The sequence below is a fragment of the Diaminobutyricimonas aerilata genome, assembly GCF_002797715.1.
Taxonomy (GTDB): domain Bacteria; phylum Actinomycetota; class Actinomycetes; order Actinomycetales; family Microbacteriaceae; genus Diaminobutyricimonas; species Diaminobutyricimonas aerilata.
On the sequence record NZ_PGFF01000001.1, the window covers coordinates 101,645 to 116,904 of the forward strand.

Here is a 15,260-nt window from a genome sequence, read left to right on the forward strand (position 1 = left end):
CCTATGCGCCCAGCCGCGCGTCGTCGGCCGCGAGGCGAGCGGCCCGCTCGGCTTCGTTGCGGCGCCGTCGAGCATCCCACTCCGGGTTGATGCGCGGCACGGCGGCGAGCAGGGTGCGGGTGTACTCGTCCTGCGGGTCGTCGAACACCTGGTCGCGGGCGCCGCTCTCGACGATCCGTCCCTGGCTCATCACGGCGACCCGGGTGGCGATCTGGCGCACGACGGCGAGGTCGTGCGCGATGAAGAGGTAGCCGAAGCCCTCCTCGCGCTGCAGGTCGCGCAGCAGGTTGATGACCTGGGCCTGCACCGACACGTCGAGGGCCGAGACGGCCTCGTCGCAGATGATGAGCTTCGGACCGACCGCGAGGGCGCGGGCGATGCCGATGCGCTGGGCCTGCCCGCCGGAGAACTGGGCGGGGAAGCGGCCCGAGTGGTCGGGGTCGAGGCCGACGCGTTCCATGAGCTCGCGGGTGAAGGCGCGGGCGCCACCCGGGATGGGGCGCTTCTGATACATGAGCGGCGCGGTCACGAGGCGTTCGACCGTGTGGCGCGGGTTGAGCGACGAGAACGGGTCCTGGAAGATCACCTGCACGTCGCCGCGGAATCCGTGGAGCGCACGGCCGTTCAGCCGGGTCACGTCGCGACCCTCGAACTCGACCGTGCCGGCGGTCACGTCCATGAGGCGCGCGACGAGCCGCGCGGTCGTCGACTTGCCCGAGCCGGATTCGCCGACGAGGGCGAGGGTCTCGCCCTTGCGGATCTCGAGCGACACGTCATCCACGGCGCGGAACCGGCGGGCGCGGCCGAACGTGCCCGAGTCACGGGTCGAGAACTCCTTGACGAGGCCGGTCGCCCGGCACAGCACGTCGTGGTCGCTCATGAGGCGTCCCTCTCTGCGGGAACGACCGGCATGTCCGTCGTGCGGAGCGAGCCGATCTCGTCGTCGATGCGGGGCACGGCGTCGAGCAGGCGACGGGTGTACTCGGCCTGCGGATCGGTGAAGATCTGCTCCGCCGTACCCTGTTCGACCAGATCGCCGCCGCGCATCACCACGATGTGCTCGGCCACCTCGCTCACGACGGCGAGGTCGTGGGTGATGAGGATGAGGCCCGCGCCCGTGTCGCGGCGGATCTCGGCGAGCAGGTCGAGGATCTGCGCCTGCACCGTCACATCCAGTGCCGTCGTCGGTTCGTCGGCGATGATGAGCTCCGGCTCCATACTGAGGGCCATCGCGATCATGATGCGCTGCCGCATCCCGCCGGAGAACTGGTGGGGGTAGTGGTCGACGCGGCGGGCGGCGTCGCGGATGTGCACGCGTTCCATCGCCTCGATCGCCACGCGGCGGGCGGCCTTCCGCGAAACCCCGGCGCGGTGTGAGCGGTACGCCTCCGCGATCTGCGTGCCGACCGTGTAGTACGGGTTGAGCGACGACAGCGGGTCTTGGAAGATCATCGCGATGCGGTCGCCGCGGATGCGTCGCAGCTCGTTCTCGCGCAACGTCGCGAGCTCGGTGCCGTCGAACACGATCGAGCCGGTCGCCCGGCCGCCCTTCGGCAGCAGGCCCATGATCGCGAGGCTCGTCATCGACTTGCCCGATCCGGATTCCCCGACGATCCCCACGGCGCCGCCGCGCGGCAGGTCGAAGTCGAGCTTGCGCACGACCTCGGTCGGCCCGTTCGCGGTCGTGAAGCTCACGGTGAGGTCGCGCACGCGCAGCAGCGGGCGGTCCGTCGGCTCCGGGGTGCCCGTCATGCGCGCGCCCCCGTCCGCACGCGGGGATCGATCGCCGAGTAGAGCACGTCGACCACGAGGTTGCCGACGATCACGAAGAACGCCGACAACAGTGTCACGGCGAGGATGACCGGCTGGTCGTTGCTCGTGATCGAGTCGGCGGTGAGCTTGCCCACGCCGTTCAGCCCGAACACCGTCTCGGTGATGAGGGCGCCGCCCAACAGGCCCGCCACATCCATGCCGAAGATCGTGACGATCGGCGTGAGCGCCGGGCGCAACGCGTGGCGCCGCCAGACCAGGCTCGGCCGCAGTCCCTTCGCCCGCGCGGTGCGCACGAAGTTCTCCTGCAGGGTGTCGATGACGTTCGCGCGGGTGAGGCGTGTGTACACGGCGGCGTAGCCGACGGCGAGCACGATCCACGGCATGAGGAAGTTGAGGAACCACTGGCCCGGGTTCTCGGCGAACGGGATCGCCTGCGGGAACGGCAGCCAGCCGAGGGCGACGACGAGCACGAACTGCAGCAACAGGGCGAGCACGTAGTTCGGCACCGCCATCGCCCCGAGGGTCAGGCCGGCGACGAAGCGGTCGGTGAAGCGACCCTCGCGCACCGCGCTCAGCAGGCCGCCGATGACGCCGCCGAGCAGCCACAGCACGGCCGCGCCGATCGCGATCGTCGCCGAGATGGGCAGGCGCTGCACGATCATGTCGGTGACGAGCTGGCTCGTCTGGAACGAGTAGCCCAAGCACGGGGCCGGGCACTCGACGATCGCGCCGCCGGCGACGTACGAGCGGCCGGCGAAGAGGCCCGTGAGGAAGCCGGAGAACTGCGTCCAGAACGGCTGGTCGAGTCCGAAGTTCTCGCGGATCTGGTCAATGCGCTCCGGGGTGCAGTTCTTGCCGCAGATCTGCACCGCCGGGTCCGGCGAGAGCACGAAGAAGATGACGTAGGTGAACAGACTCACGAGGAACAGCACGAGCACCATCCCGGCGACCCGAGCGAGCAGGAACCTGATCACGCGCGCGCCTCCCCGCTGCCGACGAGCGCCCGGATCCGGTCGCCGAGGGTCGTGAACGACAGCACGAGCAGGAACAAGAACGAGCCGGGGATGATGAAGTACATCGGGTCGACCGCGTACCAGGAGGCGGCCGCGGCGATCATCTGCCCCCAGCTCGGAGTGGGCGGCACGACGCCGACGCCGAGGAACGACAGCCCCGCCTCGGTGCCGATGTAGCCCGGCACGGCGAGGGTCGTCATGACGATGATCGTCGAGCGCAGGTTCGGCAGGATCTCGCGGAACACGATCTGCGCGCTCGTGGCGCCGGAGGCGCGGGCCGCCTCGACGAACTCGCGCTCCTTGAGCGAGAGCGTCTGCGCCCGGATGATGCGCGCCAGGTAGGGCCAGCCGAAGAGCGAGATCACGAGCACGAGCAGCACGATGCGGTTGTCCGACGGGAGCGCCGAGAGGATCGCGATCATGAAGATGAGCGCGGGGAACGCCATGAGGAACTCCATCACCCGCGAGATCACGGTGTCGACGAAGCCGCCGAAGTAGCCGGCGAGCAGCCCGAGCACGACGCCCAGGATGCCGGTGAGCAGAGTCGCCGAGAGGGCGACGGTCATCGACACCTGGGCGCCGTAGACGATGCGGGCGAAGATGTCGCGCCCGCTGCCGGGCTCCACCCCGAACCAGTGTTCCGCGCTCACGCCGCCGAGCGGGCCGATCGGGATCGCGCCCATGTTCGGGTCGATCGCCGACTGGTCGAACTCGTACGGGCTCCATCCGCTGATCTGCACGATGAGCGGGGCGAGCAGCGCCATGAGGATCACGAGCAGGATGTAGACGCTCGAGAGCACGGCGGGCACGTCGCGCAGGAACGCACGCAGGAGGCGGCGGCCCGACGCCGGGGGCGACGCCAGCGACTCTTCGAGTGCTGGATCGCCCCCCGGCGTGGCCTCGACCTCGAGATTGGTCGGGGTGAAGGTCATGGTCAGCCCTTCGACGGGTCCTTCAGGCCGATGATGGTGAGGTCCGTCATGTTCGTGCTCGGGTGGTAGCCGGCGATGTTGGAGCCCGGCAGGAACAGGCCCTTCTCGAACACGAGCGGCGCGATCGGCGCGAGCTCCATGATCTGCGCGTCGAGCTCACCCCACGCCGTGGCGGCCTCTTCGGGATCGGCCATCGCGCGGATCTCGTCGATCCGGGTGTTGATCGCCGGGTCGTTGATCTGCGCGAGGTTCGAGTTGCCCTTCTCGGTGATGTTGCGCCCGTCGAACAGCGGCGGGATGAAGGTGCTCGCGCTCGACGCCCAGTCGGGGCACCAGCCGGTGATTGCCGCGTGGTTCTGCTGCGAGGGGGTGCCGATCGTCTCGTAGTAGATCGACGTGTCGATCACGTTGAGGTTCACGGTGACGCCGATCTTCTCGAGCGACTGCTGCACCGCCTCCGCCTGCGCCTGCATGGCCGGTTGCGCGCGGATGTCGAGGGTGAACTCGAACCCGTCGGGGAGTCCGGCCTCGGCGAGCAGGTCGAGCGCCGCATCCGGGTCGCCCTTGTGGTCCTCGCTCGAGTACAGGTCGAACTCCTTGTGCCCGCTGACGGCCGGCGGGATGATCGTCGTCGCGATGTCGGCGAGCTGCGTGCCGCCGCTCGCGTTCTGCACGGCCGAGCGGTCGAGTGCCGTGTTGACGGCCTGACGCACGAGCACGTTGTCGAACGGCGCCTTGGTGGTGTTGAGCCCCATGTAGGTGGTGCAGTACGCCGGGGCGCTGATGACGCGGTCCTTGAGCTGCGGGGTCTGGATGCGCGGCAGGCTCGCGGCGGTCAGCTTGCTGCCGATCGCGTCGGCGTCGGCACCCTGACCGGCGATGAGCCGCTCGTCGATCGTCGCGGCGTCGAGGCCGATGTTGAACTCCCACTCGTCGGGGTACGCCTTACGCACCTCGTCGGTCTCGGGGTCCCAGTGCTCGTTGCGCACGAGCCGGATGAGGCTGCCGGGCGTGTAGGTGTCGAGCGTGTACGGGCCCGACGCGATGACGTCGTTGATGAACTCGTCGCCGCCTCCGCTGCCGACGGGGAACGGCACGGCGTTCACCTGGGCGAGCACGTTGTCGAACTCGGGGAAGGGCTGCTTGAGCTGGAAGACGATCGTCTTCTCGTCGGGAGTCTCGATCGTCGGGAGGTCACCGGAGATGTACGGACCCTCGTAGTCCTCGGGGGCGGCGATCACCGTCTTGAGGTAGGGCGAGCCGATGCCGATCTGCGGGTCCCAGGCACGCGAGATGCCGAACTCGACCTCCGCCGAGGTGATCGGGTCGCCGTTGTCGAACGCGATCCCGTCCTTGAGCGTGTAGGTCCAGGTGAGGCCGTCCTCGGAGGGCTCGCCGAGCGATTCGGCGAGGTCGGGCACGATCTCGTTGGGGTTCTCCGCGTCGCCGGCCGCCTGCATCGTGAGGCCCCGGTACAGCAGGCGGTAGAACGCGTTGACTCCGCCGTCCCACCCGCGCGCCGGGTCGAGATACGAGAAGTCCGCGTTCTGCAGCATGTGCACGGTTCCGCCGGTCTGCGGCCCGTCGCCGGACTGCCCCGACGTATCGGTCGAGCCTCCCGCCGAACACGCCGTCACCAGCAACACGGATGCGGTTGCGGTCGCCAGTACGCCGGCGATCCTCTTCTTGGTGGTCACGCTGCGACCTTCCTTCCTCTTGCGCCATTGCAGTCGAATGCGACCGATCATATGTGACATGTGAAATTGCATCCAACCGACAACCGACTTTCTAGCGCAGGAATGTGCGTCATCCGGGCCGTGTGATCAGATCGTCACAAGAGCGCGCCGGATGTTTACACGGTCGAAACACGTGACCCGGAGGCCTGCACGCGGTGTTCCGTGCCGCGGAGGTCAGCCGGCGGTCGAGACGCTGGCCTCGGAGTCGATCTCGTCGCACGTCGGCGCGTCCATGCGACGCAGCACCCGTCGTGAGATGTCGCCGAGCAGCTCGAGCTCGTCGGGGGTCATCGCGTCGAAGAAGTACTCGCGGATGCGCAGGGCGTGATCGCGCATCGCCCCGAGCACTGCCCGGCGGCCGTTGGTCGTGAGGCCGACCCAGGTACCGCGGCCGTCGCTGTCGCACTCACGGCGCGAGACCAGGTCGCGCGCCACCATGCGCGTGAGCTGGTGGGAGAGTCGGCTCTTCTCCCACCCGAGCAGCTCGGCGAGTTGCCGCGCGCGCAGTTCCCGCGCGGGCGCCTCGAAGAGGGCGAGCAGCACCTCGTAGTCGGGGCCGCTGATTCCGGATGCGCGTTGCAGGTCGCGTTCGAGGGCGCGGTCGAGCTGCCGGCGCATTCCGTAGAACTCGCGCCAGACGCCCCACTCGGCGGGGGAGACCTCGCTCACCTCGGTCATGACTCCATGGTAGCCGCTCGTTGACATATCAACCAGAGGTGTTATGGTGACGTGTCAACGTTTTCAGGTGACACATCAACTACTTCCTCGGAGGCTCCCATGCTCAAGATCGGCATCATTCTCGGCAGCACCCGCCCGGGTCGTAACGGCGCTGCGGTCGCGGAGTGGGTGCGCGACCTCGCCTCGCGTCGCGACGACGCCGAGTACGAACTCGTCGACCTGCTCGACTTCGCGCTGCCGCACCTCGACGAGGCGATCCCCGCCGCGATGGGCCAGTATGCCAACGAGCACACCCGCCGCTGGGCCGCGAAGGTCGCCGAGTTCGACGGCTACGTGTTCGTCACGCCGGAGTACAACCACTCCACGTCGGCCGCGCTCAAGAACGCCATCGACTTCGTCTACGCCGAGTGGAACGACAAGGCCGCCGGCATCGTGAGCTACGGCTCGCTCGGCGGTGCCCGCGCCGCGGAGCACCTGCGCCTCATCCTCGGCGAGCTGCGCATCGCCGACGTGCGCCAGCAGGTCGCCTTCTCGCTCGCGACCGACTTCGAGAACTACAGCACCTTCACCCCGGCCCCGCGTCACGAGGCCGACCTGAATGTGCTGCTCGACCAGGTGAACAGCTGGGCCGGCGCCCTCCGCAGCGTGCGCGCCGACGCCTCCGTCGCCGCCTGACCCGCCCCCTCCAGCGCGCGCCTGACCCGCCCCCTCCACCGCGCGGACGTCGACCCGAACGACACCGCGCCACCCGCCGCCGCGGGGCCGACTCCGGCCCCGCGGCGGTGCCGTATCCCGCGCCGTATCCGTCGAGCGTGCCTTCATCCGACGTTTCAGCGTTGATTGCCGCCCCGAAGTGTCGGATGGAGGCACGTTCGGCGATTCCACGGCCCGGGCGCTGCGCGACAACTCGCTGCGCGACATCACCCGAGCGCGCACGGATCCCGCGTGCGGCGGCAGGAACCGCAGCGGATGCGCGGTTAGTCTCGATCCATGCCGACCCCTGAACTCTCGCGGGAATCGCTCCGTCCGCAGGAACTCGCCGACCAGGTGGTCGCGACCGTGCGACGCTGGCTCGCCGCGAGCAGTGAGATCCCGGCCGATCGCAGCGCCGAACGTCTCGCCGGCGTGCTGCGCGACCCGGTCGGGCTCGAGTTCACCCTCGGCTTCGTCGACCGCGTCGTGCGTCCCGAGGACCTGCGGGTCGCCGGCCGCAACCTCGAGCGGCTGAGCCACCGCATCCCCAAGTTCCTGCCCTGGTATCTGCGCCTGCTCATCATGATCGGCGGCGGATTCGCCCCCGTGCTGCCGTGGCCGATCATCCCCATCGCCCGGCGCGTGCTGCGCGGTATGGTCTCGCACCTCGTGATCGACGCGACGCCCGCGAAGCTCGACAAGAGCCTCGTCGACCTGCGCGGCAGCGGACGCCGCCTCAACCTCAACCTGCTCGGCGAAGCGGTGCTCGGCGACGGCGAGGCCGACCGGCGTCTCGCCGGCACGCGCGAACTGCTGCAGCGCGACGACGTCGACTACGTGTCGATCAAGGTCTCGTCGGTCGTCAGCCAGCTCAACATGTGGGCGTTCGACGAGACCGTCGAGCGGGTCGTCGAGCGTCTCGCGCCGCTCTACGAGTACGCGGCGAGCGCGCCCGGCACGAAGTTCATCAACCTCGACATGGAGGAGTACCGCGACCTCGACCTGACCATCGAGGTGTTCACGCGGCTGCTCTCCCGGCCGTCCCTGCACGGACTCGAAGCCGGCATCGTCATCCAGGCGTACCTGCCGGATGCCCTCGGGGCGTACCAGCGCCTCACCGCGTGGGCGCTCGAACGCCGTCGCGCCGGCGGGGCCGGCATCAAGGTGCGCGTCGTGAAGGGCGCCAACCTCGCCATGGAACGCGTCGACGCGACCGTGCACGGCTGGCCGCTAGCGACCTACGGCGACAAGCAGCACACCGACACCAACTACAAGCGCGTGCTCGAGTGGGCGATGACCCCGGAGCGCACGGATGCGGTGCGCATCGGCGTCGCCGGTCACAACCTCTTCGACCTCGCCTTCGCGTGGACCCTCGCGCAGCAGCGCGGCGTCACGACGCGCGTCGACATCGAGATGCTGCTCGGCATGGCGACCCAGCAGGCCGAGGTGGTGCGCCGCGAGGTCGGCGGGCTGCTGCTCTACACGCCCCTCGTGCATCCGCGCGACTTCGACGCCGCGATCGCCTACCTCGTGCGGCGTCTCGAAGAGAACGCGAGCGACGAGAACTTCATGTCGGCGCTCTTCGAGATGGACGACGACGCCTACTTCTCCCGCGAGGAGCAGCGGTTCCGGGCATCCCTCGCCGACCTCGACGAGACCGTGCCGGGCCCGAACCGCACCCAGGACCGCACGCACCCGGTCGTGCCCCAGGCGCCGGAGCTCTTCGACAACGAGCCCGACACCGATCCCGCCCTCCCCGGCAACCGCCGCTGGGCGCGGGTCGTGCTCGAGCGCAGCGCCGCCTCCGACCTCGGGGTCGCGACGATCACCGCGGCCCGGGTGGTCGACCCGGCGCTGTTGGACGACCTCATCGAGGGTGCCGCCGACGCCGGGGCGCGCTGGGGCGCGACGGATGCGGCGGAGCGCGCCCGCGTGCTCGGTGCCGCCGGTGAGGTGCTCTCCGCCTTCCGCGGGCGCCTGCTCGAGGTGATGGCGAGTGAGACCGGCAAGACGATCGCCGAGGGCGACCCCGAGGTCAGCGAGGCGATCGACTTCGCGCACTACTACGCGGAACGCGCGCGCGAACTCGACACCCTCGACCACGCGCGCTTCGTGCCCGCCCGGCTCACCGTCGTGACGCCGCCGTGGAACTTCCCGGTGGCGATCCCGCTCGGGTCGGTCGCGTCGGCGCTCGCCGCGGGCAGTGCCGTGATCATCAAGCCCGCCCCGCAGGCGCGCCGCTGCGCCGCGGTCATGGTCGAGGCGCTGTGGGAGGCGGGCGTGCCCCGCGAGGTGCTGCGTCTCGTCGACGTTGAGGAGGGCGACCTCGGTCAGCGCCTCATCGCGCATCCGGCCGTCGACCGCGTCATCCTCACCGGCTCGTTCGAGACCGCGGCGCTCTTCCGCTCCTGGCGACCCGACCTGCCGTTGCTCGCCGAGACGAGCGGCAAGAACGCCATCATCGTGACCCCGAGTGCCGACCTCGACCTCGCCGTGAACGACATCGTGAAGAGCGCGTTCGGTCACGCCGGCCAGAAGTGCTCCGCCGCATCGCTCGCCATCCTCGTCGGCTCGGTCGGCAAGAGCGAGCGGTTCCGCCGCCAGCTCGTCGACGCCGTCAGCACCCTGCGCGTCGGGTGGCCGCAGAACCCGACCTCCCAGATGGGTCCGCTCATCGAACCGGCGGACGGCAAACTGCTGCGCGGCCTCACCCGACTCGGCTCCGGCGAGCGCTGGCTCGTGCAGCCGAAGAAGGCGGACGGCAGCGGACGACTGTGGACCCCGGGAGTGCGCACCGGCGTCGCCGCGGGCAGCGAGTTCCACCTCACTGAGTACTTCGGACCGGTGCTCGGCATCATGACCGCCGCGACGCTCGAGGAGGCCATCGAGCTGCAGAACGCGGTGCCGTACGGGCTCACCGCGGGACTGCACTCGCTCGACGCCGACGAGGTGGCGCTGTGGGCGCACACCGTCGAGGCGGGCAACCTCTACATCAACCGCGGCATCACCGGAGCGATCGTGCGGCGTCAGCCGTTCGGCGGCTGGAAGCGCTCGTCGGTGGGCCCCGGCGCGAAGGCGGGCGGCCCGAACTACCTCCGCACGCTCGGCAGCTGGCGCGCGGAGTGGCCGGCGATGCACGAGAACGTGAGCCTCGAGCGGATGGACGAACGAGCCCGGCGTGTCATCGAGGTGGCGCAGCCCGGCATCTCGTTCGCCGAGTTCGACCGGGCCCGCACCGGGGCGCGCAGCGACCTCATCGCCTGGAACGAGGAGTTCGGCGTCTCCCGCGACGTGTCGGCGCTCGGTGTCGAGCGCAACGTGTTCCGCTACCGCCCGGCCCGCGTCGTCGTGCGCCTCGCGGAGGGCGCCGCTGTCGGCGACCTCGTGCGCGTGCTCGCGGCGGCCGCGATCTCGCGGGCGACCGTCTGGGTGAGCTCGGCGGCCCCGCTCCCCGCCGACCTCGTGCGCCTGCCCGAGGTGGAAGCGGGCGTGCTCCGGATGCGCGAGACGGTCGTCGAGTCCGACGCCGAGTTCGCGGAGCGTGCCGCATCCGGATTGCCGGCCGACCGCATCCGCCTCATCGGCGGCTCCGGCGGCGCCCTCGCGCACGCGCTCGGCGGCGCAGCCGGCCTCGCGGTCTACGACGGCGAGGTCACCGGGGCCGGCCGCATCGAGCTGCTGCCGTTCCTGCGCGAGCAGGCCGTGTCGCTCACCGCGCACCGCTTCGGCAACCCGGACCGCGCCATGGAGGAGCTGCCCCTCTGAGAGTGGCCCCCCGCTCTTCGGGACGTCGGCGCCCGCTGGTCGAGTAGGCGCGGCGAAGCCCGCCGTATCGAGACCTCCACGTCGGGCGCCGACGCGAACGGAGCGCCTACCCTCGCCCGAGGATGCCGTCGAGGAGCAACCCGATCATCCTTTCGGAGCGTCCAGGCGGGTCGCCGGGTCTGCTCGCGGTGAGGCGGCTGAGGGCGATGATGAGGTCTTCCGCCCGCACGTCGTCGCGTGCCCCGCCGTCGCGTGCGGCCGCATCCAGCAGCTTCTGCACCCGGGGGCTGAGGGTGCCGAGGAAGTAGTCGGGCAGTGGCGCGAACGCCGGGTCGCCGGAGTGCAGGGCGGCGGCGAGACCGCGCTTCGTCGCGACGAAACCGGTGAAGTCCCGCGCCCAGCGGCGCAGCGCCTCCGCAGGCGGATGAGCGAGGGCGAGCTCGTCGGCGGCCGCGGCGGTGGCGTCGACCCCCCGGCGGAAGACGGCGATCACGAGGTCCGACCGTTGGGGGTAGTTGCGGTAGATCGTGCCGACCCCGACTCCCGCGCGAGCGGCGATGTCGCGCATGGGGGCGTCGACGCCATGCTCGGCGAACACGGTCTTCGCCGCCTCGAGCACGGCCTCGGTGTTCCGCACCGCGTCGGCACGTTTGCGCCGCGTGGTCGTCGCGGTCTCGTCGGCAGCGGGCATTCGATCCTCCTGAGGGGTCGACAAACGGAACGTTGTTCCGTATAGTTCCGGATGACTGTTCCGTTTAGAACAGCGTACCGTGCCGACATGCTGCGGCACCCCATTCCAGGAGGATCCATGGACCACCGTCCGCTCGGCCGCACCGGCATCCACGTCTCACCCTTCGCGCTCGGCGCGATGATGTTCAGCTCGTTCGGCACCAGCGACCAGACCCAGGTCGACCGCATGGTGGCCCGGGCGCTGGACGCCGGCATCAATCTCGTCGACACCGCCGACGCGTATGGCGAGTCCGAGGAGATGCTCGGCCGCGCGCTGAAGGGACGGCGCGACGAGGTGGTGCTCGCGTCGAAGTTCTCCCGTCCGCTCGATGACGACGTGAACCACCGGGGCGGGTCGCGCCGATGGATCATGACCGCGGTCGAGAACTCGCTGCGCCGGCTGCAGACCGATCACCTCGACGTCTATCAGATGCACCGGCCCGACCCTCAGACCGACATCGAGGAGACCCTCTCGGCGCTCACCGACCTGGTGCGCAGCGGCAAGGTGCGGACCATCGGCTCGTCCGACATGCCGGCCTCGGAGATCGTGGAAGCGCAGTGGGTGGCCGAGCGGCGCGGCCTCGAGCGTTTCCGCGTGGAGCAGCCGCACTACTCCCTGCTCGACCGCGCCATCGAGTCCGAGGTGCTGCCGGTCGCACAGCGCTACGGCATGGGAACCGTCATCTGGTCGCCGCTCGCCAGCGGGATGCTCACCGGCCGCGTGCGCCGGGGGCAGGAGTCCGACCTCCGCCGCACCCGGATGTTCGCGGCGCTGCGGGACGAGCGCCGGATCGACGCCGTCGAGCAGTTCGTCGTGCTCGCCGACGAGGCCGGGCTCTCGCTCACCCACCTCGCGCTCGCCTTCGTGATCGCCCACCCCGGGGTCACCGCCGCTCTCATCGGCCCGCGCACGATGGAGCAGCTCGACGACCTCCTCGCCGCCGCCGACGTGCAGCTCTCCGACGAGGTGCTCGATCGGATCGACGAGATCGTGCGCCCCGGCACCGATATCGGGCGGATGGATCAGACCTACAACACGCCGCCGATCCTCGAGGCCGGTCTGCGCCGTCGACCGGCGGGCGCACGCGCGGCGGCCTGAGTGGAGGACGGCTCGGCGCACGCGCACCGGGTCGGGCCGTCAGCGCACGCGCTCCGAGGAGTGCCCTTGCGAGAGTTCGTACGACGGCTGGCGGAACGCGCGCACCCAGCGGTAGATGCCGGCCCCCGGCAGCGGGTTGCGCACGGCGTCGAAGCGGATGCCCGTGTCGCGATCCGCGTCGGGCGGGCGCCGCAGGGTGAGTTCCGCGAAGGCGCGCCAGCGGCTCGTGGGGAAGGCGTAGTACAAGCGGAGCCGCCACGGCTCCCGCTCGAGCGCCTCCGCGAGGTCGTCGAGCGGCGCCGGCAGGTCCGCCGGGCCGAGCGTGCGGGCGCACAACAGCACCGCTCCCTTCTCGGATCGGTACGGCAGCAGCGTGCCCAGCCGTGCCCGGGAGGGGGAGCGGTGCGCCATCAGCATGAATCGCGACGGCACGCCGATCCCCGTGGAGGCGAGTTCCACATCCGCCGCGCCCTCCACCGACTGGAAGCGGAAGGCGAGTCCGATCACGTCGGGCGCCCAGTCGGGCAGACCGGCCGATCGTGACGCGCGGGCGACGACCGGCACGTGGCCGGGCGGTGGAACGTCGATCCACGGGATGCCGGAAGAGCCGCGCCGCGGATACCAGCGCAGGTCGCCCTCGAGCAGCACGCCGTGGGCATGGATCGGCCGCGGGCGGCGCACGAGCATGACGGCGCGGAACACCGCCCTGAGCGCGTGACCGGCGATGGTGGAGACGATCGGCTGCACCCCGCCATCCTGCGGCGAGCGCGTTGCGCGCGGCCAGGCGCGGCGGCGATACACAGGGACCGCGGGGCTCCGGTCAGTCGCGCAGGGCCGCCCGTGCGAGGTCGAGCGCGAGCGTGTGGTCGACACCCAGTTCCCGGATGCGGTCGGCGAAGGCGCGCGCGGCCAGTTGCGCCTGCCGTTCGGTCGCGTCGCCGTGGGCGCTCACGAAGGTGCCCGCCCGTCCGCGCGTCTCGATGACCTCGTCGTGTTCGAGTTCGCGGTAGGCGCGGGCGACCGTGTTCGCCGCGATCCCGAGCTCCGCGGCGAGCGCCCGGACCGTCGGCAGTCGCTCCCCGACGGCGAGCGCGCCCGAACGGACGCCCTCGATGACTTGCATGCGTACCTGCTCGTACGGCGGAACGGACGACCCCGTATCGATCGCGATCTTCACGACCGGCACGGTAGCAGCGCGGGGTTAAGGCCTGGTGCGTGAGCGCCTCCCGGTAGCGGACTGGGCGGTGCCGCTACAACTCCTCCATGTTTCCCGACCGTTCCGGGCATGCCTCGACCGGCTCCGGCGTTCTCCCTACCGTGGTGAACGGATGCGGTCTGCCGCACCGGTTCGACGCCATCCGCTTCAGGAAGGAAGAGACATGACCGACACCATCGACCGGCCCCTGGCCGACACCGAGGGTCCGCACGAGACGGACTACCAGAACGCCGAACGCGGGTTCACCGCGTCCGACCAGCTGACCGGCGCGCTGCAGGAGGTGCTCGTCGACCTGATCGAGCTGCACCTGCAGGGCAAGCAGGCGCACTGGAACGTCGTGGGTCCGAACTTCCGCGACCTGCACCGCCAGCTCGACGAGATCGTCGACGCGGCACGCGAGTTCAGCGACGACGTCGCCGAGCGCCTCCGCGCCCTGCACGCCACCCCCGACGGGCGCAGCGGAGAGGTCGCCAAGACGACCACCCTGCCGGAGTACCCGAACGGCGAGGTGAGCACCACCGAGACGGTCGACCTGATCGTCACCCGCCTCGAGGCGGTCGTCGGCACGATGCGTCGTGTGCACGACGACGTCGACGAGGAGGACCCGACCAGCGCAGACCTGCTGCACGCGATCATCCAGTCGCTCGAGCAGTTCGCGTGGATGGTGGGCGCGGAGAACCGCATCCCCTCGCCCCGCAAGTAACAGCCTCAAGCCGGCCCCGCCGCCCGACCGGGTGGCGGGGCCGCGGCGTGCGCGCGGACGGCGTCACGTGATGCTGAGTGCCGGCTGGATGTTCTCTGCGCTGACTTCTTCCCTCAAGGTGGCGAGCGTTGACTCGGCACACTGAGCGAGGAGAGCACACCATGAGCACATCCGACCGAATCCCCGGTGACGGACGCGACGACCGACCTCCGGCGGGCGTCGACCGCTCCGCCGCGAACGCCCCCGGAGCCGCCGACCGCACCACCCCCGCCGTTCCCGTGGGACACGACGAGACGACCGCGGCGCACCGTGACGAGACCGCCGCCCCGGACCGCAACCTGCGCCACGAGGTCGTGGCGCGCGAGAAGGAGGAGTACGGCGGCATCAAGTTCGGCTCCGCGTTCTTCGGCTGGCTCACCGCCACCGGAACCGCCGTGCTGCTGACCGCGCTCGTCGCGGGAGCCGGCGCAGCACTCGGGCTCGGCGCCGTCGAAGACGTCGAGCAGACCGCGCAGGAGAACGCTGAGACCATCGGGCTGATCGGCGCGATCTCGATCCTCGTCATCCTGTTCATCGCCTACTACTGCGGAGGCTACGTCGCGGGCCGGATGGCGCGGTTCAGCGGGGCGAAGCAGGGGCTCGCGGTCTGGCTGTGGGCGATCGTGATCGCCATCGTCGTCGCGATCATCGGCGCCATCGCGGGCGCCCAGTGGAACATCCTGGGCAACCTCAACAGCTTCCCCCGACTGCCGATCAATGAAGGCGCCCTGACGACCACCGGCATCGTGACGCTGGTGCTCACGCTCGTCGTGAGCCTCGTCGGCGCGATCCTCGGCGGTCTCGGCGGCATGCGGTTCCACCGCAAGGTCGACCGCGCCGGCCTCGGCCGCTAGTCGAGAGAGAGACGGCGCCGGCTCCGGATG

General features: G+C 70.5%; 14 protein-coding genes. 5 read left to right on the top strand and 9 right to left on the bottom strand.

What is annotated here, in order from left to right; all coding sequences use genetic code 11:
* Position 1: 1 nt before the first annotated feature.
* The 6 genes from CLV46_RS00535 to CLV46_RS00560 form a co-directional block, all read right to left on the bottom strand.
* Positions 2-880, bottom strand: a complete 879-nt coding sequence (locus CLV46_RS00535) for an ATP-binding cassette domain-containing protein (RefSeq protein WP_100362991.1) — start codon at positions 878-880, stop codon at positions 2-4.
* Positions 877-1,752 carry an ABC transporter ATP-binding protein gene (locus CLV46_RS00540; protein WP_100362992.1) on the bottom strand — a complete coding sequence of 292 codons (876 nt, stop codon included), beginning with the start codon at positions 1,750-1,752 and terminating at the stop codon, positions 877-879. Before CLV46_RS00540 ends, CLV46_RS00535 begins: the two co-directional genes overlap by 4 nt.
* Entirely contained in the window at positions 1,749-2,747 is a 999-nt protein-coding gene (locus CLV46_RS00545) for an ABC transporter permease (RefSeq protein ID WP_100362993.1), read from the bottom strand. Before CLV46_RS00545 ends, CLV46_RS00540 begins: the two co-directional genes overlap by 4 nt.
* Complete coding sequence (locus CLV46_RS00550; RefSeq protein WP_100362994.1) at positions 2,744-3,718, bottom strand: ABC transporter permease; 975 nt, start codon at positions 3,716-3,718, stop codon at positions 2,744-2,746. Before CLV46_RS00550 ends, CLV46_RS00545 begins: the two co-directional genes overlap by 4 nt.
* A 2-nt stretch (positions 3,719-3,720) precedes the next feature.
* Positions 3,721-5,415 (bottom strand): ABC transporter substrate-binding protein, encoded by a 1,695-nt coding sequence (locus tag CLV46_RS00555; RefSeq protein WP_245866404.1) that lies wholly within the window; start codon positions 5,413-5,415, stop codon positions 3,721-3,723.
* A 213-nt stretch (positions 5,416-5,628) separates the two neighbouring features.
* The gene (locus CLV46_RS00560; protein WP_157802175.1) at positions 5,629-6,132 is read right to left on the bottom strand and encodes a MarR family winged helix-turn-helix transcriptional regulator; all 504 of its coding nucleotides are present in this window, start codon (positions 6,130-6,132) and stop codon (positions 5,629-5,631) included.
* Between the two features lie 99 nt (positions 6,133-6,231).
* On the opposite strand from CLV46_RS00560, the gene CLV46_RS00565 reads away from it, so the two are divergent.
* The gene (locus CLV46_RS00565; protein WP_100362997.1) at positions 6,232-6,807 is read left to right on the top strand and encodes an NADPH-dependent FMN reductase; all 576 of its coding nucleotides are present in this window, start codon (positions 6,232-6,234) and stop codon (positions 6,805-6,807) included.
* A gap of 315 nt (positions 6,808-7,122) precedes the next feature.
* Positions 7,123-10,590, top strand: a complete 3,468-nt coding sequence (locus tag CLV46_RS00570) for a bifunctional proline dehydrogenase/L-glutamate gamma-semialdehyde dehydrogenase (protein WP_100362998.1) — start codon at positions 7,123-7,125, stop codon at positions 10,588-10,590.
* Between the two features lie 106 nt (positions 10,591-10,696).
* Here the strand turns inward: CLV46_RS00570 and CLV46_RS00575 are convergent, their stop codons facing one another.
* Complete coding sequence (locus tag CLV46_RS00575; protein WP_100362999.1) at positions 10,697-11,281, bottom strand: TetR/AcrR family transcriptional regulator; 585 nt, start codon at positions 11,279-11,281, stop codon at positions 10,697-10,699.
* Positions 11,282-11,398: 117 nt separating this feature from the next.
* Here CLV46_RS00575 and CLV46_RS00580 point away from each other — a divergent pair, with 117 nt between their 5' ends.
* Positions 11,399-12,418 (top strand): aldo/keto reductase, encoded by a 1,020-nt coding sequence (locus tag CLV46_RS00580; protein ID WP_100363000.1) that lies wholly within the window; start codon positions 11,399-11,401, stop codon positions 12,416-12,418.
* 39 nt (positions 12,419-12,457) lie between these two features.
* Here CLV46_RS00580 and CLV46_RS00585 read toward each other — a convergent pair whose 3' ends face one another.
* On the bottom strand, positions 12,458-13,165 hold the full coding sequence (locus CLV46_RS00585) for a hypothetical protein (RefSeq protein WP_100363001.1): 708 nt from the start codon (positions 13,163-13,165) through the stop codon (positions 12,458-12,460).
* Between the two features lie 73 nt (positions 13,166-13,238).
* Complete coding sequence (locus CLV46_RS00590; protein ID WP_245866405.1) at positions 13,239-13,595, bottom strand: GntR family transcriptional regulator; 357 nt, start codon at positions 13,593-13,595, stop codon at positions 13,239-13,241.
* A gap of 202 nt (positions 13,596-13,797) precedes the next feature.
* Here CLV46_RS00590 and CLV46_RS00595 point away from each other — a divergent pair, with 202 nt between their 5' ends.
* Complete coding sequence (locus CLV46_RS00595; protein WP_100363003.1) at positions 13,798-14,337, top strand: Dps family protein; 540 nt, start codon at positions 13,798-13,800, stop codon at positions 14,335-14,337.
* 161 nt (positions 14,338-14,498) lie between these two features.
* Positions 14,499-15,230: a hypothetical protein gene (locus tag CLV46_RS00600; protein ID WP_100363004.1), complete on the top strand. Its 732-nt coding sequence runs from the start codon at positions 14,499-14,501 to the stop codon at positions 15,228-15,230.
* Positions 15,231-15,260: the final 30 nt, after the last annotated feature.

What these genes read in the sequence shown, in the direction of transcription:
- CLV46_RS00535 (WP_100362991.1), bottom strand. Translation starts at nt 880, where the DNA reads ATGAGCGACCACGACGTGCTGTGCCGGGCGACCGGCCTCGTCAAGGAG.
- CLV46_RS00540 (WP_100362992.1), bottom strand. Translation starts at nt 1,752, where the DNA reads ATGACGGGCACCCCGGAGCCGACGGACCGCCCGCTGCTGCGCGTGCGC.
- CLV46_RS00550 (WP_100362994.1), bottom strand. Translation starts at nt 3,718, where the DNA reads ATGACCTTCACCCCGACCAATCTCGAGGTCGAGGCCACGCCGGGGGGC.
- CLV46_RS00560 (WP_157802175.1), bottom strand. Translation starts at nt 6,132, where the DNA reads ATGACCGAGGTGAGCGAGGTCTCCCCCGCCGAGTGGGGCGTCTGGCGC.
- CLV46_RS00565 (WP_100362997.1), top strand. Translation starts at nt 6,232, where the DNA reads ATGCTCAAGATCGGCATCATTCTCGGCAGCACCCGCCCGGGTCGTAAC.
- CLV46_RS00570 (WP_100362998.1), top strand. Translation starts at nt 7,123, where the DNA reads ATGCCGACCCCTGAACTCTCGCGGGAATCGCTCCGTCCGCAGGAACTC.
- CLV46_RS00575 (WP_100362999.1), bottom strand. Translation starts at nt 11,281, where the DNA reads ATGCCCGCTGCCGACGAGACCGCGACGACCACGCGGCGCAAACGTGCC.
- CLV46_RS00580 (WP_100363000.1), top strand. Translation starts at nt 11,399, where the DNA reads ATGGACCACCGTCCGCTCGGCCGCACCGGCATCCACGTCTCACCCTTC.
- CLV46_RS00595 (WP_100363003.1), top strand. Translation starts at nt 13,798, where the DNA reads ATGACCGACACCATCGACCGGCCCCTGGCCGACACCGAGGGTCCGCAC.
- CLV46_RS00600 (WP_100363004.1), top strand. Translation starts at nt 14,499, where the DNA reads ATGAGCACATCCGACCGAATCCCCGGTGACGGACGCGACGACCGACCT.